The sequence below is a fragment of the Paenibacillus puldeungensis genome (genome assembly GCF_042678945.1).
In the GTDB taxonomy this organism is placed as follows: Bacteria; Bacillota; Bacilli; order Paenibacillales; family Paenibacillaceae; genus Fontibacillus; species Fontibacillus puldeungensis.
Genome location: NZ_JBHTLM010000015.1, coordinates 94,967 through 113,162, shown reverse-complemented (window position 1 = coordinate 113,162; position 18,196 = coordinate 94,967). Strand labels below are relative to the sequence as shown.

Annotated in this window: 15 protein-coding genes, 1 pseudogene and 1 riboswitch; of the genes and pseudogenes, 14 read left to right on the top strand and 2 right to left on the bottom strand. The window is 48.9% G+C overall.

What is annotated here, in order from left to right; all coding sequences use genetic code 11:
* Nucleotides 1-418 precede the first annotated feature (418 nt).
* A complete protein-coding gene (locus ACFQ3W_RS18870) occupies nt 419-4,636 on the bottom strand; it encodes a S8 family serine peptidase (protein ID WP_379320780.1) in 4,218 nt (1,405 codons plus the stop codon).
* Nucleotides 4,637-4,983: 347 nt separating this feature from the next.
* Here ACFQ3W_RS18870 and ACFQ3W_RS18865 point away from each other — a divergent pair, with 347 nt between their 5' ends.
* From ACFQ3W_RS18865 to ACFQ3W_RS18810, 12 genes are all read left to right on the top strand, one after another.
* Nucleotides 4,984-5,307, top strand: coding sequence for a cupin domain-containing protein (locus tag ACFQ3W_RS18865; RefSeq protein WP_379320779.1), 324 nt, complete (start codon nt 4,984-4,986; stop codon nt 5,305-5,307).
* A gap of 4 nt (nt 5,308-5,311) precedes the next feature.
* A complete protein-coding gene (locus ACFQ3W_RS18860; RefSeq protein ID WP_379320778.1) occupies nt 5,312-5,944 on the top strand; it encodes a DUF4269 domain-containing protein in 633 nt (210 codons plus the stop codon).
* On the top strand, nt 5,937-6,269 hold the full coding sequence (locus ACFQ3W_RS18855; RefSeq protein WP_379320777.1) for a cupin domain-containing protein: 333 nt from the start codon (nt 5,937-5,939) through the stop codon (nt 6,267-6,269). Before ACFQ3W_RS18860 ends, ACFQ3W_RS18855 begins: the two co-directional genes overlap by 8 nt.
* Before the next feature lie 40 nt (nt 6,270-6,309).
* Entirely contained in the window at nt 6,310-7,104 is a 795-nt protein-coding gene (locus ACFQ3W_RS18850) for a nucleotidyltransferase domain-containing protein (RefSeq protein WP_379320787.1), read from the top strand.
* A gap of 90 nt (nt 7,105-7,194) precedes the next feature.
* Nucleotides 7,195-7,387, top strand: a riboswitch (cyclic di-AMP (ydaO/yuaA leader).
* 1,023 nt (nt 7,388-8,410) lie between these two features.
* Nucleotides 8,411-8,932: a YfiT family bacillithiol transferase gene (locus tag ACFQ3W_RS18845; protein WP_379320776.1), complete on the top strand. Its 522-nt coding sequence runs from the start codon at nt 8,411-8,413 to the stop codon at nt 8,930-8,932.
* 141 nt (nt 8,933-9,073) lie between these two features.
* Complete coding sequence (locus ACFQ3W_RS18840) at nt 9,074-10,687, top strand: ABC transporter substrate-binding protein (RefSeq protein ID WP_379320775.1); 1,614 nt, start codon at nt 9,074-9,076, stop codon at nt 10,685-10,687.
* A gap of 63 nt (nt 10,688-10,750) precedes the next feature.
* Nucleotides 10,751-11,701 (top strand): ABC transporter permease, encoded by a 951-nt coding sequence (locus tag ACFQ3W_RS18835; protein WP_379320774.1) that lies wholly within the window; start codon nt 10,751-10,753, stop codon nt 11,699-11,701.
* Nucleotides 11,702-11,709: 8 nt separating this feature from the next.
* Nucleotides 11,710-12,555, top strand: coding sequence for an ABC transporter permease (locus ACFQ3W_RS18830; RefSeq protein WP_379320773.1), 846 nt, complete (start codon nt 11,710-11,712; stop codon nt 12,553-12,555).
* Between the two features lie 137 nt (nt 12,556-12,692).
* Complete coding sequence (locus tag ACFQ3W_RS18825; protein WP_379320786.1) at nt 12,693-13,694, top strand: ABC transporter ATP-binding protein; 1,002 nt, start codon at nt 12,693-12,695, stop codon at nt 13,692-13,694.
* A gap of 2 nt (nt 13,695-13,696) precedes the next feature.
* Nucleotides 13,697-14,680 carry an ABC transporter ATP-binding protein gene (locus ACFQ3W_RS18820; RefSeq protein ID WP_379320772.1) on the top strand — a complete coding sequence of 328 codons (984 nt, stop codon included), beginning with the start codon at nt 13,697-13,699 and terminating at the stop codon, nt 14,678-14,680.
* A gap of 14 nt (nt 14,681-14,694) precedes the next feature.
* Complete coding sequence (locus tag ACFQ3W_RS18815) at nt 14,695-15,141, top strand: hypothetical protein (RefSeq protein WP_379320771.1); 447 nt, start codon at nt 14,695-14,697, stop codon at nt 15,139-15,141.
* Nucleotides 15,142-15,219: 78 nt separating this feature from the next.
* Complete coding sequence (locus ACFQ3W_RS18810; protein ID WP_379320788.1) at nt 15,220-15,459, top strand: hypothetical protein; 240 nt, start codon at nt 15,220-15,222, stop codon at nt 15,457-15,459.
* Here the strand turns inward: ACFQ3W_RS18810 and ACFQ3W_RS18805 are convergent.
* Nucleotides 15,349-15,829, bottom strand: a pseudogene (locus ACFQ3W_RS18805) (permease); the annotation flags it as partial. The gene ACFQ3W_RS18810 and the pseudogene ACFQ3W_RS18805 sit on opposite strands and share 111 nt — an antisense overlap.
* Before the next feature lie 133 nt (nt 15,830-15,962).
* On the opposite strand from ACFQ3W_RS18805, the gene selD reads away from it, so the two are divergent.
* Both selD and mnmH read left to right on the top strand, forming a co-directional pair.
* Complete coding sequence (gene selD / locus ACFQ3W_RS18800; RefSeq protein ID WP_379320770.1) at nt 15,963-17,015, top strand: selenide, water dikinase SelD; 1,053 nt, start codon at nt 15,963-15,965, stop codon at nt 17,013-17,015.
* Between the two features lie 40 nt (nt 17,016-17,055).
* Nucleotides 17,056-18,102, top strand: a complete 1,047-nt coding sequence (gene mnmH, locus ACFQ3W_RS18795; protein WP_379320769.1) for a tRNA 2-selenouridine(34) synthase MnmH — start codon at nt 17,056-17,058, stop codon at nt 18,100-18,102.
* Nucleotides 18,103-18,196: the final 94 nt, after the last annotated feature.

The following is an 18,196-nucleotide window of genomic DNA, read 5'->3' as shown; positions in this document are numbered from 1 at the left end:
AAATCACGGATTGCAGAATGTTTGATAATGAAGTAGACTTTTTCATGAGGCCGCCTCGTTTCGGATGGTTTGTAGGGGTACAAACACTTTACCGAATGTGGGGCCTTTTTGCTACCCTTTTTTTGGTAAATCAACAGACGTACAAAAAGTGCAGCTAAATTAGCCGAATTCGAAAAAAAACACCGGGTGGGCCGGTTTTAAATGCACTTTATGCAACTAGATTCAAGGGTGCCCAAGATAAGTCTCAAATAGATGTATGTAATGCATCTACTTCAAGTTTGGAACTGTAAAGAAAAGCAGCAAAAAAAGAGGATACGACGTGCTCCCTTCAGAGGGAGCGTCGTATCCTCTTTTTCATGTTGATTCATTGAAAAGCAAAAGGTGGTTCTTAACTCTTAGCTCGGCCTTCTCCACCTGCTTATTCAGACAATCCAGTCTGGCTAAGCAGAAGGTATAGCGCGGATGCCGCGGTTTCGCGGGTTGCCGCCGCGGTCGGATTGAAGTTAGTACCGCCTGACGCTGCCTCACCGCCGATAATTCCTGCCGCCGCCAATGCGATAACGCTCTCCTTGGCGTAACTTGCGATTTTGGATTCATCCGCAAAGCTAACGGCTGACGGTGTTGCCGGATTGAGCTTAGCACCCGTCAGTTTGATGGCTCTGGCGAGGATCGAGGTCAGCTCTTGGCGAGTGACCTTGGCACCAGGAGCAAAAGTGCTGCTGCTTGTGCCTTGGATTAAGCCAACTTCATATGCGGCGGCGATATCACTTGCATACCAATCGGACGCTTTTACATCGGTAAATTGGGTTTTACTCTCTCCTGCTTTAAGTCCGAGTGCTCTCACGAGGAGAGAGGTGAATTCCGCACGGGTTAAGTTGTTCTTAGGTGAGAATTGAGTTGCGGATGTTCCTTCAATAATCCCTTTATTGGCTAAAGCCGTGATATAGGCAGCAGCCGGCGAATCGGTGATATCCTTAAACTCTGCCGTACGGCTTACAGCCGCATAAACGGAAAATCCGGGTCTGTTCACCGTGACGATCGTCGTTCCGTTCTCCTGAGGCTTGAAGCTCGAAGCTACCGGATTCACGGTACCATTTTCCTCGAAGAACACTCCCGCGGTTTTCGGTTGAATCTTGCCAGGTACGGTAAAAGAACGCTTAATGAAGGTGTTGTTAGGAACTTGAACCGGTGTGCTGGTTCCTTCCGTGGTTACCCAGTTGGCTTCAAAAGCTACCGGATTTCCGATCACGGTAGTACTTGGCGATTTTGCGGTAAAGACTGATTTTTTCGCTTCCGCTTGGGCAATGACCAGCTGGAGGCTGGAATTCGCCGGAGCTTTGGCCAGCAGCGATACCGGGAAGGAAACTGCCTGACCCGAATAGGTTAGGACAATCACGCTTTGCGGGTGAATCGCTGCCAGTTGCTTCACTTGCTCCGCGGTCAATTGAGCTTTGACGGTGCCAGTCGTCGTAGTTCCGCTTCCGGAAGGCAAATTCAGTACGATGGCAGCCGGGGCGCTAGTTCCAGCCGATTGAACGGCTGTCTTAACATCGCTGTCACTCACCGTAGCGGTCGTGACACCCTCAGCTGCGCTAGTTTTAGCGGCAAGTGGAAGCTGTTTGATGCCAGGATCGACTACGCTGCCCGTTGAAGGATTCGTATTGCTGGTCGGTTGACTAGGTGTTGTCGGTGTTGGAGCCGGGCTTCCGCCACCACTGCCTCCTCCGGTACCACCACCAGTGCCTCCGCCGGTGTCGCCGCCATTACTGCCTCCACCTTCGGTGGAGTTATCGATGCGGTAGGAGGTTACGGCTGAATATCTCATAACATAATCCCCGGTTTCTGTAAGCTTTGGAGCAGCAACCTCAATTTTGTAAATGCCGTCCTCAAGATAGCGTGTTACAGTGTTACCTTGAGCATCAGTAATAAGTTCTTGAGTTTCAGGATCAATCGGGTGATACGCATTGCTGATTCCTCGTTCAATATAAACTCCTGGCTCGAAGCGTTTTTCCTCAGTTTCAGTCAAACCCATTGCTAACATACCAAGAAGTTGATCCTTAATGTCATAAACCCAAACAGCATAATAGTTCGTATCGTTCGCTGTTAACTTAAAAATAAGATCAGTTGAATTTTGCGTATTACGCCTAGGGTATATTACAGTATTTGTCAACTTAACTTCTTGAATACCTAACCCACTGTCAGGTAGCTCCTTGCCTACATAAACAGAAAATGGTAAGTGGAGGGTCGGCAGTCCTTTACTTGTCAAGTTCACGTGCCCTTCATACCAGCCTTCGGGGGTGTCTTTATTCACATTCAAGATCAACTGGAAAGTTGAAACCTTGCCGGCTTCCGAAGCAACTGTAGTTTTATCCAATGTAGCCCCTATGCCCTTATTTTCACTATGCCATTCGACCGTCGCATTATAGCTGATATCCTGATTTGAAGTGTTTTTAAGCTGCAACGTTTTAATTATGTTGGCTCCTGGAGCTACAACGCCGAAGCCTGCGGATGAGTTATAGTTAATTACATTTTTGGGGTTGTATTTCGGATCAAGTATCGTAATTGGCTCCAAAGCTTGCAGTACTGCCGGAGTATTCATAGCTTCGGCTACGTTCACACGTCCGGATCCTTGCTGATAAACATCATAAAGGGAGCCCTTCTCATCGACTAGAACTTGAGATGTATTGGCGAGCGCTGCACGAATATCAAAAGGTGTCCAGCTTGGGTGCTTTTCCTTTAGAAGAAGCGCAAGTGCGGCGACATGCGGCGTCGCCATACTTGTACCGCTACTGCGGGCATATGCCTTGTCATAAGAGGCCCCTTCTACCAGCTTGCCGTAAGCCGGATAGCTGGACATCACGTTGACGCCTGGGGCAACAATATCTGGTTTAATGCTTAAATTTGTATCACCATTTGGCCCTAGTGAGCTGAAGTAAGCTATATGATCTCCAGGAATCGTTTCCGATGAATATTCATTGCCGAAGGTAAACTTAAGCTTAAGATTAGGGTTTTCTAACACTGCTCTAGCTAGAGACCGTCCATCAACACCGCGAAGGTCAAACGTCGGAATATAATCCAAGCTGTCTCCCAGGTTGTGGCCGATATAATCATTTTTCCCTGGAATTGAATTGCTCAAATCGGCATTTTCCCCATTGGCTTGACCGTTAAAAATAATGATCGCTTTAGCGCCGTATTCTTTGGCAATGGCGATCTTATCCACAAAGGCGAGCGTACCGCGAGATACCAAAACCGCTTTGCCGGCTACACTTTTGTTAATATAATCGGACCCAGCACCTAGGTCGACGTACTCGACTTCCAGCGGCTCTGTTCCAATTAGTGAACTTGGAAAATCAATTGCTGGGTTAGTTCCTGACCTCCAAGCCATAACGTTGAAGCCGTATGTTGCGTAAGTCGCGCTGGTTGCTGTATCCAGAGTTGGAGCAATAAGCTCAGGTTTCAGATTTCCGGAAACATGCAGGCTATCGGAATCCACCGCACCTACGGAAATAGCCAGCTGTGATGAAGCCGGCGTACCCATCGAGTAGTAACCAGCTTCGCCATTGTTTCCGTTGGCAATGACAGCCACGACTCCTGACAACACGGCGTTATTAATCGCAATGGAATCCGGGGAATTGACGTCTTTTTCGGAATCAGACCCAAGCGACAGGTTGATCACGTCCATGCCATCCTTGACGGCCCGCTCAATGCCGTCGATCACTTGAGCGGAGGAACCGTTGGTTTTTAATGGTTCTAAAGCCGAACGTCCAAGCACCTTATACGCATATAGTTCTGCGTTATACGCAATCCCTTTTTGCACGATATCGCTTTTCGTATTTCCGGCCTGGCCGACAATCGTCCCGGCGACGTGGGTGCCGTGAGAGGTTCCTTCGTAGCCAGTTCCTTTGGGATCTTTATCCTTAGGAATCGGCGGTTCCTCATACGGATCATTGTCATTGTAAATCGAATCCCATCCCCCTTTATAAGCCGGGGCGATATCCGGGTGAGTGTAATCCACGCCGGTATCGATGACGCCAACCTTCATGCCTTTTCCGGTTAGGCCTTTGGCCCAAGCCTGATCTGCTCCGATCTGCTTTATCGGATTAATGTCGAACGATGGATCGGAATCAAGCGGGGTCGTTTCCAGCGGAATCGGATACCAGGTGCTGTTTTCCTGAATCGATTTGACGCCAGGAATCTCTGCAAGCTCCGGAATTTCATCCGCCGGGATCGTTACTTCAAAACCGTTGATGACGGTGTTGTACTTGTAATTGACATCAAGATCGATGCCTTTGTCTTCAGCCTGATCGAGGACTTCCTTTTGCTCGCTATTAACCGCCGATTCCGTAGCTGTAGCGGCTAATGAGCGAATGCCCATTTTGGCAGCGTATTTGCCTACGGCAGCGGGCTGTCCGTCTAATTGAACGATAACCCGAACGGAGCGGCTCGATTGGGTGTTGATTTTGGGTGAAATATAAGTGCCGGAAGTTGAATCTGCTGGCAATAGCGCACGTTGTTTCGACGACTCAAACGGTGTAGGACTGGACGCGGTGCTTACTCCAGGAAAGGCCCCGACAATCAGGCCTACGGTAAGCGTAATGACAGGCAATTTACGGGATAAGAATCTACTACCTCTCAAGAAAACATCTCCTCCACTAGATAACTTTTTTTAATCGATGCGCTATTTTCTACACGAAGAAAAGACGTAAACACCTTCCCTTCATAGCTCCCCTGCTTCTCTATCATTCAACTCCTTTCAACTATTCCTTGAAAAAATAGGAAAAAATTTAAGAAGATTCTACCACCAAAAAAATAAAATATCTATATTTATGTAAAGTTTTATTAAAATAAAATATTTTGATATTTATAGTAATTATTTTAATATATGGGTTTAAAGCCTCTTACGTTTTTGTGTTCTAGGATTGTGGTCATTGTGGCATAAAATGGTATAATGGAAGCGATTTTCCCTGGAAAGAGGTGCCGTGCATGAAAGCTGAAAAATTAAATATCTTCGAGGCGATAAAAGACATTCAGCAATACACAAACTTCGTAGTTGGAGAAGTGAATGATCATGTGGTGCGGGCGGCTGTCATTGACGGTGAATTCCATTGGCACAAGCATGAGTTTTGCGACGAGCTTTTTCTCGTACTAGAAGGAGAATTGCTCATCGATTTCGAAGATAGAACGGTATCCTTGTTGCCAGGGGATATTTATACGGTAAAAGCTAATGTGCTGCATCGGACCCGATCCCGCGGCCGAACCGTCAACCTGTGTTTTGAAAAGGCGGATAACGACGTGAACGGGAGCTAAGGAGATGGTTTTCCAAATACAGTTCGAAGAATGGAATGAAGAAATGCCGGATTTTCAGGAAATAGCCTATTTAAGAGAAGGAAATGAACGCCAAAAGAGAGCCTATTGCGTGATGATAGAATTAGGAATCCTCGAGGCGCTCGCTCCGTATTACCCTGTCTTGGCGGGAACGTTCCCCCTTGATATCGATGTTCCGGGTAGCGACCTGGATATCATTTGCGAGGTTTATGATTCTGTGGCGTTTGAACGGGATGTGGTGCAGCATTATGGCAAAAATCCCGATTTTACATGCAAGAGGAAAATGGTAAGTAACGTATTGCAAATCGTAGTGAACTTTTCGTATAAAGGCTTTCTTTTTGAGCTTTTTGGCCAGCCTGTACCGGTCATCGAGCAAAATGCGTATAAGCATATGGTCATCGAGTACCGAATTTTACAGTTCGCGGGACCTAAAGCTAAGCAGGAAATCCGAAAACGAAAGCAACAAGGACGAAAGACGGAACCGGCATTTGCGGATTGGCTGGGACTTGACGGAGATCCGTACGCTGCACTGCTGGAGATGGCAGAATGGGAAGATGAGAGGCTAAACAATTTTTTAGCAAAGGAAGGATTGCATGGAGAACAACAAAGTAATGAGTAAAATTAATGCGGAGCATTATGTTTGGGGACAAAATTGCGACGGTTGGCGGCTTGTAGACAGGGAGGAACGAAGCATTATTCACGAGCGGATGCTCCCGGGAACCTATGAAGCGAGGCACTATCATGAGAAATCCAGCCAGTTTTTTTTCGTGTTGTCCGGGCAAATGACCATAGAAATCGAAGGGACCGAATATACGGTGACCCCTCATGAAGGGATCGAGGTTTTGCCGACCAAGCCACATCAGGTGTTTAACAAGTCGGCCGAAGACCTGGAATTTATCGTGACTTCCACGCCAAATACGCGGAATGACCGGGTGCATGCCTAATCATTTCAAACTTATATAGCTATAGCGCGACTTGAAGGAGATGTTTATTATTTTTACACATCATGCGGAATCCATAGAAAAACTTACAGCTAAGCTCAGCCAGCGGGAAGATGTACTGGCTCTGCTCATCTCGGGCTCTATCGCTCACGGGTTTGCCAAGCCGTCCTCGGACGTGGATATTATGATCGTCGTATCGGAGGAGGATTATGCCCAGCGGCTGAGTACCGGGGACATTCACTATTGGGAGAACGAATCGACGAATTATGAATCTGGCTATGTCGACGGAAAATACATTTCCTATTCCTTTATGGAAAAGGTGGCGGAAATCGGGAGCGAGCCGGCGCGTTTTGCCTTCGAGGGAGCGATCATCGCCTTCTCCAGGATCGACCATCTGGATGAACTGATCGCCCGAATCGTCCGTTACCCTGCTGAACGCAAGCAGGACAATTTAACGCGCTTTTTTGGGCAGCTTGAAGCCTGGAGATGGTACTGCACGGAGGCGAAAAAGCATGAAAACCGCTATCTGCTGCAGCATTCGGTCAATCAACTGGTCCTATTCGGTGGGCGGATGATTCTGGCTTACAATGAAATTTTGTACCCTTATCATAAATGGTTCTTGAAGGTGCTGGATCGAACTCCGAAGAAGCCGGAGCGTTTCATGGAGCTGATCGACCGGGTGCTTGAGGATCCTTCAGAAGATCATATCGAACAATTCTATCAATCGCTAAAACAATTTACGGATTGGAAAATCGATGATCTCAGCTGGCCTGCCCGGTTTATGGAGGACAGCGAGCTGAACTGGCTGCATGGGATGACACCGGTGAGCGATATTTAAGCAAGTATGGTATGCGTTTAGTAAGAGCTTTTTGAAGAGAAACGAGTTTTTCATCGCATGAAAACATTATTAGCGGTGGAATTAATGAGACATTCTGATTCGCTGAGTTTCCGAAAGGAAAACGGGGGAACCAACGACTGCGGCCGTGTGAGTGCCGGCGTACAGTCAGGGGTGAATCCTTGGTGGTGCACTGGGACGAAAAGTGACTAGTACCGCTAAGGTAGGGCGACTCTCACCGCCCGAATCCGGCAGCTAACCTCGTAAGCGTTATGAGAGAGGATGGTGTCGCTTGTGATCGGTATGACCACAGGGGGAAATCCTCTGTGGTTTTCTGATGTCCAATTTTGAAAAATAACACTCTTTTACACTTACAAAAATGTGATTTTCTTTGTTTTTGCCTGAATGGGTTATTTTGCTCTAATAAGGTCGAATAGTCCCCCCCTATTGTATAGTTTTGTGCTGCACAATGCGCCCCTTCCAGCTCTAACGAACTGAATAGCGCTTAATTCCGGGAAAATCGCGTTATTTGGAATCTAACGAACCCCAGCATCCTTATTTGGCACAAAATCGGTGGAAATGCTGTGAAAAGTGGCAAATAGCGTTACTGGAGTTCGTTAGAATTCTCAAAACACGAATATGTCCCAAATAGTGCTTAATGAGTTCGTTACAATGCTCCAAACACAAATATGCCCCAAGAAGTGCTTAATGGATTCGTTAGCCGTTGTTTGTACATTTGTCTCCACAGGCGTCCCCTCTTCTTAGCTCTAACGAACTGAATAGTGCTTAATTCCGGGAAAATCGCGCTATTTGGAATCTAACGAACCCTAGCGTCCTTATTTGGCAAAAAATTGGTGGAAATGCTGTGAAAAGTGGCAAATAGCGTTACTGGAGTTCGTTAGAATTCTCAAAACACGAATATGCCCCAAATAGCGCTTAATGAGTTCGTTAGCCGATACGCATGAATTGACTAGCCCAGTAGCATGTCATACTGGCAAGTCTATCGCCAAGTCTAGTAGCGAAGTCTACTGCCAAGTCCAGAGGTCTATTCGTCGTGTCTAAAAGTAAAGTCTAGTGCTCATGTTTTACAGCGAAGTCTACAGTAAGCACTTATGTCTTGCGCTAATTTGAACTAAAGTCTTGCGCTAATGAGCACTAAAGCCTTGCGCTAATGAGCTAAAGTCTCGCACTAAAATCTTGCAGAAATATCAAGCACTAATTTCTTTCAGTCATTCCCCCAAAATTTGGTTCGACAGAGACTACAGGATGGAGTAATATGGATCAAACGGTAAAGGAGGGACAACCACATATGGACTTAAGGTATCCGATCGGCAAGTTTGAATTTGCGGGCGAAATTACCGCGGCTCAGCGGGAGCAATGGATTCGGGAAATCGAAACGCTACCGGCTAAGCTGAAGGAAGCGGTAGCTGGACTTAGCGGGGATCAGCTGAATCTTCCCTATCGGGAGGGAGGATGGACGCTCCGGCAGGTTGTTCACCATATCGCCGATAGCCATATTAACAGCTATACGAGGTTTAAGCTGGCGCTTACCGAAGAAACGCCGACGATTCGGCCTTATTTTGAGGATCGGTGGGCGGAGCTGGCGGATTCGAAGTCGGAGATTCAAGTTTCACTTGCCTTGCTCGAGGCGCTGCATCAACGATGGGCGATTTTGCTGAGATCCTTAAGTGAAGCGGATTACCAGAGAACGTTCTATCATCCCGAGTCAGGTGCAACGACTAGCCTGGGCTACAACCTCGGCATTTACGCTTGGCATGGGAACCACCATGTCGCTCACATCACGAGCTTAAGGTCAAGAATGAACCTGTAATAGGCGTTAACAGACGCTAAACTATAGCAATCATTTGAAAGTTGTAAATCCCGATAGAAAAAGTCAGAAAAAAGGATTGAAATTCCCGTCCCCTTTGATATACTAAGACTTACACTAACCATATGGGGGGTACATATCACGATGAAACATAAGTATTTTGCACTTTTCGCGCTTCTCATATCTATCATTATGGTACTGAGCGCATGCGGAGGCAGCAGCAACAATTCTGCAGCTTCCTCCGATTCTACCAATAAAAGCTCTGCGCCTGCTGCAGACAACGGCCAGCCGAAAGACGGGGGCTCCCTTATTATTGCGGTGTCAGACGATCCCAAAGCGCTAAACCCGCTTTATGCCGGGGACCGAGTGACCTTGACGATTAATCAGGCCCTTTACGCGCCGTTATTTAACATTGATAATGGCAAGAAGACATTTGTTCTCGCCGAAAGCGAGACAGTATCGCCGGACCATAAGACGTATACGATCAAACTGCGCAGCGGCTTGAAATGGCATGATGGACAACCGATCACGGCGGACGACCTGGTCTTCTCGATTAACAGCATTTTGGATGAAAAACAAAACAATCCGTTCCGCAGCTACTATGTCTTTAATGGCAAGCCAGCTAAAGTAAGCAAGGTGGACGACTTGACGGTGAACATCGTTCTCCCGGAAGTGTCCGCAGCGTTTGACGGGGCACTTGTTCAACTGTCCCCGATTCCTGAGCATGTCTTCAAGGGTGAAGCCAACATTGAAAAGAGCGCCAAAAACAACAACCCGGTCGGCTCGGGTCCGTTCAAATTCAAGGAATACCGTCCGGGCGAATACGTAACGTTGGATCGTTTTGACGATTATTTCGCCGGCAAGGCTCATTTGGATTCCGTAACCTACCGAATTGCCAAGGATCCGAATGCTGCGAATCTCGCTCTGCAAAACGGTGAAATCAATATGCGTATGGTAGATACGCAGGATTACAAGAAACTGAAAGATACCGGAAAATTCAACCTGCTGGTTTATCCGGAAGGAAGACTTCAATACATGGTGTTCAACTTGAATGTCCCTTCGATGCAGGATGTGAAGGTTCGTCAGGCGATCGCATATGCACTTGATAAAAATGAAATGATCACCGCCTCGTATTCCTCTTCGGAATTTGCGGAACCGGCTCCTTCGATCCTGACGCCGGACACGCTGTATCAAACCGCAGATGTGGAGAAATACGACTATAATCTGGACAAAGCGAAGCAATTGCTTAGTGAAGCGGGCGTTAGCAACCTGAAGATCCGCCTCGCGTATGCCAACTCGAATAAAGCGCAGGAAAGCCAAGCGCTATATGTTCAGCAGAAGCTGAAGGATGCCGGCATTGAGGTTGAACTTCTGCCGATGGACGTAACCGCCTATGGCAACAAAACGCTGGATATGAACAACAAGGACTTCGAGCTTAACTTCGGCGGGTACATCATGGGCTTTGAACCGGATGCCTACAAGTCCCTATTCTTGAGTAACGAAGCCTATAACTATTCCCATTACAAAGATCCGAAATTTGATGAATTGTGGAATAAGGCAGCTGTGGAAGTCGACGAGACGAAGAGAGCGGATTTGTATAAACAAATTCAGCAAACGGTGGCGAAACAAATGACGGTTTACCCGATCGCCTATACGCAAGCGGTTGTAGCCATTGACAACAGTTACGGCGGGATTAAGGAAGCTATTCCTAAACCAGTCGTTATGTTGGAGGATTTGTCCAAAATTTACAAAAAATAATAGTAACATATGATTCTAAACGCCGGCCGTGTCAGGCCGGCGTTGATTTGGGAGGGATACTTCTTGAACAGCTACATCCTACGGCGGGTCCTGCAGGCCGTTCCTCTGCTTTTTTTCATATCTATCGTCTCCTTTGCCCTGATCAAGCTGTCGCCTGGGGATCCGGTGCTCTCCTTTGTGACGCCGAATATGGACCCGGAAGATGTGGAGCGGATCAGGAAAAGCCTTGGGCTGAACGAGCCGGTATACGTGCAATATTTTATCTGGCTTAAAAATGTACTGATGGGCGATTTCGGCTATTCGCTCGTAAACCATCGTCCGGTGCTGACGCTAATTGCCGAACGCATTCCGGCTACCATCGGCTTGATGGGCTCGGCCCTGGTCTTATCGCTGATTGTTGCCATTCCGCTCAGCTTATATGCCGGTTCGCGAAAAAATAGCGCAGTAGACCGGATTCTAAGCCTATTTTCCTATATTGGCATTTCCATTCCAGCGTTTTGGTTTGGAATTTTGCTGATTTTCTGGTTTTCCTTCAAAATGCACTGGCTGCCGAGCATGGGAATGCGTACCGTTGGCATCAATTCCGCATGGGACATCATGAAGCACGGAATTCTTCCGGTGATCGTGCTTAGCTTCATTAATATATCGATGTACATGCGCTACATACGGTCCAGTACCATCAGCGAGCTGGAAGAGGATTATGTGCAAATTCAATATGCTTACGGATCTACGAAAAATACGATCCTGTGGCGCCATGTATTTCGCAACGTGCTGCTTCCGGTTGTCACGATTCTCGGCATGTCGCTTCCCGACCTCATTGCCGGTGCTTTTATTACCGAATCGGTATTTTCCTGGCCGGGGATGGGCTCGCTCGGGATTACGGCGGTAACAGGGCTGGACTATCCGGTCATTATGGGGATTACCATGCTTACATCCGTCATGCTCGTCATCGGTAATCTAGTGGCTGATATACTATACGGCGTGGTTGATCCGCGCATTAAGACAGCGGGGTGAACTTAGCGATGAATCATTTGCGTTGGCGTTTGATGGTCGCCCAATTCAAACAGCAAAAAACCGGGCTTGTTGCCTTGATCATATTGGCCATATTTGTGCTCGCGTCCGTATTCGCATTCCTGTCGCCTCACGATCCGAACAAGCTTGTCGTCATGGACAGGTTGAAGCCACCTAGCGCGGCTCATTGGTTTGGGACGGACGATTATGGCCGCGATTATTTTGCCAGAGCTTTATACGGGGGAAGAGTTTCGCTCAGCGTCGGCTTTCTCTCGATGATTATATCCGTGACGCTAGGTACGGCCGTCGGGACGATCAGCGGCTATTTCGGAGGGAAAATCGACAATCTGCTCATGCGTATAGTGGATATTCTGATGTCCATTCCGTCATTTTTCCTGATGCTGATCCTGAACGCTTACCTTAGACCGGGCATTGGTACGATCGTTTTAATTATCGGTATTTTAAGTTGGATGAACATCTCAAGAATTGTCCGGGCCGAGACGTTATCCGTCAAAGAGCGCGAATATGTGCTGTATGCCAAAGTATCCGGGCAGAGTACCTTTGGTATTATTATGAAACACATTATTCCAAGCATTATGCCTACGATTATCGTGTCGGCTACGATGAATATCGCATCGGCGATCCTGATGGAATCGTCGCTCAGCTTCCTGGGACTCGGCGTCAAGCAGCCGAACTCCTCATGGGGCAGCATGCTGAACGATGCGCAGGGCTTCATTAGTGATGCGCCCTATATGGCTATATTTCCGGGGTTATTAATATTGATCACCGTATTATCGTTCAATTTTCTCGGCGATATTCTCCGAACGGCGTTTGAACCGAAAGTGAACAAGCGTTAGGTGTCATCTATATAGATTGAACTAAAGAAAGTGCGAAAAACAGGCGAGAGGGCCTCTATCCGTACAATTATTAGTTCAAGTTATATAGCTTTCGCCGAAAGAACAGGAATTACTTGATAGAAACCGGGGTGAAACCTTTGACCACGTTATTAACCGTCAAAAACCTGAAAACTTCATATATGACCGGACAGGGAGAGGTTCAATCGGTACGGGGAGTCGATTTTGCGATCCAGCAAGGTGAAGTGATCGGGCTGGTTGGTGAATCCGGCAGCGGCAAGAGCGTTACTGCCAAATCGATCATGGGGCTGATTCAGCCGCCGGGACGGATCATGGATGGACAAGTGCTTTTTCATGACACGGACCTGCTGAGCATACCGGAAAAAGAACTGCGGAAAATCCGCGGGAACCGGATTTCTATGATTTTCCAGGACCCGATGACCTCCTTGAACCCGGTAATCCGAGTCGGCAAGCAATTAACGGAAGTAATCATGCGGCACCAAAAGGTCGGCAAAAGCGAAGCACGCAAGCAGGCCATACAGCTGCTTCGCGACGTCGGCATCCCCTCTCCCGAGGAGCGGATCGACCAATACCCGCATGAATTTAGCGGCGGGATGCGCCAACGGGTGATGATCGCCATGGCGCTTTCATGCAAGCCGGAGCTGTTGATCGCTGACGAACCTACTACGGCGCTTGACGTTACAATTCAAGCGCAAATTTTAAAGCTGATGCAGCAACTTCAAAAACATACGAATACAGCCATTATGCTGATTACGCATGACTTAGGCGTGGTAGCTCAAGTTTGCAGCAAAGTCGTCGTCATGTACGGTGGACTTATTATGGAGGAGGGGGCGGTAGAAGAAATTTTCGAAAACCCGCTCCATCCGTACACACAAGGGCTCCTGAAATCAATTCCAAAATCGGTGACGGGGACTAGAGAACGACTCGAAGCGATCGAAGGTACGCCGCCCGATATGCTGGCTCCGCCTTCCGGCTGTCCGTTCATGGAGCGGTGTCCGTTTGCCGGAAGCATCTGCTCAAAGATGCCGACTTACCGGCAGACCGAAACAGGTCATCGTTCGCTCTGCTGGATCGGCCAGGACGTACAGGGCAATGACACCAAGCCGCGGAAGGAGGATTAAGGGTGGACGATAAAGTTTTGCTGGAAGTGAAGGGACTGAAAAAATATTTTCCCGCACGCGGCAAAGGGGAAGATGGCAATAAACGCATTGTTAAGGCAGTAGACGACGTCAGCTTTCATATTCTTAAAGGGGAAACCTTTGGGCTCGTTGGAGAATCCGGGTGCGGGAAGTCAACGACGGGCCGTACGATCTCCAGATTGTACGATGTAACGGACGGCTCTATTTTGTTCGACGGGCAGGATTTGGCGAAAATGAATGAACGGGAGCTGAAGCCGTTCCGTAAAAGAATGCAGACGATTTTTCAGGATCCGTATTCCTCGCTGAATCCCGGCATGAATGTCGCTCAGCTCATCAGCGAGCCACTGGGCATTCAAGGGTTCAAGAACAAGAAGGAAAACCGTGAAAAGGTGCTGGAGCTGCTGGAAAAGGTAGGCTTGAAGCCGGAGCACGCGGATCGTTATCCGCATGAATTCAGCGGCGGTCAGCGTCAACGGATCAGCATTGCCAGAGCTCTTTCCGTGAAACCGGAGTTTATTATTTGCGACGAGCCGATCTCTGCACTCGATGTTTCCGTACAGGCGCAGGTAGTCAATATGCTGGAGGATTTGCAGGAAGAATACGGACTGACCTATTTGTTTATTGCTCATGACTTATCCATGGTTCGGCACATCTCCGACCGCATTGGCGTGATGTATCTCGGGAAGCTGGTCGAGGTGGCTCCAAGCGACGAGCTCTATGACCATCCGGCCCATCCTTACACGCAGGCCTTGCTCGCGGCCATACCGGTTCCAGACCCTAAAGTGCGGAACATTACTGCACCGGATGGGCAGGCGGAAATGCCGAGCTTATCCAGCGCCGGGACCGGCTGCAAATTCGCTTCCCGGTGTCCATTTGCCACGGAGCGCTGTAAACAGGAAGAGCCGAAATGGATCGAAGTCGGCCCAGAGCATTTTGCAGCTTGTCATTTGTGTGAAGAGAATCAGTAAAGGAGTTGATGGTGATGGAACAAGTGAAGCTCTCTCAACATACCGCCATTTTGCTGGAGCATGCCAGAAAAGAAGGCATTACCGAGGAGCAGCTGCAGCAGGCGGTTGCCTCTCGGGATGCAGCCGTATTTCAGGCTCTCGAGAACGAAGATTACGAGTACGGCGATTTATTTACCTATGCGCAGGAGCATGGAGAGAAATTTGAGCAGGCGCTTACGGACGGGTACCGAATGACGTTCAACACTCGAAACGGGCTCAAAATCTGGTTGGAGGAAGCCTTCCGTTTGAATTCGGAAACCGACTTTGTCGTCGGCGAAGGGCGTATCGACGGGCTGCACCTCACGGACGCCCAGCTTGAACGCTTGAAGCAAACCTTGGCAGTGAACTGGGTCGTTGCGGCGGAAATAGCTTTGGCGACTGGCGGTAAAGAAGTATCCCTGTGCCTGAAGGCGCTGGCATAACAGTAAACGGCTATTATGTAATTATCCTCATAAAAAAGCGCGAGTGCAGGGCTTTGCAGCCGATGCAGCTCGCGCTTTTTGAATGATGCCGGATTGCTTGTTTACAGCACCCATGCCCCGATTAATCCACTGACGATGCCGATCGCAACCACCGAAACGAAGACGAACAACAGCACCTTCCGCGGAAAAGAGCGGGATACCATCAGCATTTGCCATATAGCTGACCCCAAAGGTCATCAGAATTCCGAATACGACCCGCAGCAGCGTGAATTTCCAGGACAGCACAAAGGTCATGAAGATCAGCGTAGCCGGGTTTAATACCGGATTCCTGATCCAGAAGGCCAGGCTGCTTCCTAGCCTAGCACCTTATAAAGCCACTGCGCAGGCAGCAGCACCTGAACGAGCGAGCCGGGGAGAATTCCGAGTACGGCCGCCTTCCAGACGGCTTTGAAGTATACAGCGGTATAATGCAGCGCAGCGCTCCAGGATGGGGCGGCGCCGGTGTCAGAGCAGAGCCTAAAATGGATGATCCGATGGAATGACTGGTTGCACTCTTGAGCGCTTTTTCGTAATAGTGCCACCATTTGACATAAGTTAGCCCGGCGATGGCGATGATGATAAACAGGATGACGGAGAATACCGTCTTCCGGCTGTTTTGAGCATGAGGTTGGTTGATGTTTCTACCCATAGATGAAGTCATTTTATGTGAGTAATCTCCCAAGTGTTATTGGATTTGCGCATTTTGCTGTTATTGGAGTACCATCTAAATAGGATAAATTGAGCTTGGCCTAGCTAAGCATGAGGAAGGAACGTGACGATGTATGTCAACAGCTGAACCTGTGAAATTAACGTCTCTATCCAGCAAAGGAGGCTGCGGCTGCAAAATCGGACCCGCCGATTTGATGCAGGTCATTCGGAGTCTACCGCAGTCAGAGCCGAATCCGGATCTGCTCGTCGGACTCGATACAAGTGATGATGCCGGAGTGTATCGGCTTAGCGACGATTTGGCGCTGGTACAGACGGTCGATTTTTTTACCCCGATTGTTAACGATCCGTATTCGTTTGGACAGATAGCCGCAGCCAATGCGATCAGCGATATTTATGCGATGGGCGGCAAACCGCTCACAGTGCTTAATATAGTAGCTTTCCCGATCTCCACCCTGGAAAAAAGCGTCCTGGCCGACATTTTGCGCGGTGCGGCCGATAAAGTGAGGGAAGCGGGTGCAACGCTCGTCGGCGGACATTCTATTGACGATAAGGAGCCTAAATTTGGCCTCGCCGTTACCGGGCTTGTTCATCCGGACAAGGTGAGAACGAACGCCGGGGCGAAGCCGGGCGACAAGCTGATCCTGACAAAGCCGATCGGCGTCGGCATCATGACGACCTCGATCAAGAAGGATCAGCTCACCGAAGCAGAGACGGAGCGGGTTACCCGCGTGATGGCTACGCTTAACAAAACCGCCGCGGAAACGATGGAGCCTTATGATGTGCATGCTTGTACCGACGTGACGGGCTTTGGCCTGATGGGGCATACCCTGGAGATGGCGAAAGGCAGCGGCGTGGGCATCACGATCCGCCGCAGCTCGGTTCCGGTGCTGCCGCGCGTTCGTGAGCTGGCGGAGCAGGGGTTTGTCCCGGGTGGCACGAAGAACAACTTCGCCCATGTGGAGAAGGACATCACCTTCCCGGACAGCCTCGATCAAATCGATCGCTGGATATTGTGCGATGCGGTAACCTCGGGCGGATTGCTCATTTCCGTTGATCCGAGTCAAGCAGATGAAATGCTTGAGAAGCTGGTGAAGGCGGGTGTCGAGGCAAGCCTCATCGGCGAAGTAACTGACAGTAACACGGGCCGTATTGTGGTTGAATCTTAAATTTTACAGCTTGGATGAACTTAACAGAAGGGGTCTTTATATGACGTTTCAAGACTTAACGATTGAAGAATGGCTGGAGCAGCGACAGAAAGGGCTCGCCCTGATCGATGTGCGATCCCCCTCTGAATTCAGAGAATCCACCATACCGGGCAGCGTCAACATCCCGCTGTTCGATGATCAGGAGCGGGCGGAAATCGGAACGCTCTATAAGCAGGTTAGCGTAGATGCGGCAAAGCAGCGAGGACTGGAGATCGTCTCAGCCAAGCTGCCGACGTTTATCAAGCAATTTGCCGATATACCGGGCAGGAAAGCGGTGTTTTGTTGGCGTGGCGGAATGCGCAGTAGAACGACGGCAACGCTGCTGTCCTTGATGGATATTCATGCCTACCGACTGGACGGGGGCTACCGGGCATACCGCCACTTTGTTGTCGAGACGCTCGAGAAGATGAGCTTTGAACCGGAAATGATCGTAATCCACGGAAATACGGGAACCGGCAAGACGGCTCTGCTTAAAAAGCTGCAGGAAAAAGGCCATCCCGTACTCGATTTGGAACAGATGGCCGGGCATCGGGGTTCGGTGTTCGGGCACATTGGACTTCAGGCGCATAATCAAAAAATGTTCGATTCACTGCTGCTTGAGGAACTTCTACACTATCAAGACAAACCTTATGTGTTGATGGAGGCGGAAAGCAAGCGGGTTGGCAAAGTGGTCATTCCTGATTTTATCGTGGCCAGAAAAGGATACGGGCAGCATTTTCGCCTGGAGCTTCCTGTAGAGGCGCGTGTGGAGATCATTTTGAACGATTATAAACCGTGGGAATATCCCGAGGAATGCATTCTGGCATTTCAAAAAATTAAATCGAGAATTCATGTCCCGATTGCGGCAGAAATCGATCAAAGTCTCAAAAATGGACGTTACGATCGCGCGGTGGAGCTACTGCTCCTGCACTATTATGATCCACGTTACTCTTTTACGGAGGGACAGTATACGGAAGCGGAGATTATTCCGATCCAGGCCCAATCGCTTGATGAGGCGACGGTAACAGTGGAGCGGCTTTTGGCCGAGCGAGTGCCATTGAAAAAGTGATTATGTGAAGGGAAGACAGCATGCTGGGCTACTGGCAGGCTGTCTTTTTAAAAAAATTTGTAGCGGAGCGAGACCATTTTAACCATACCAGAGG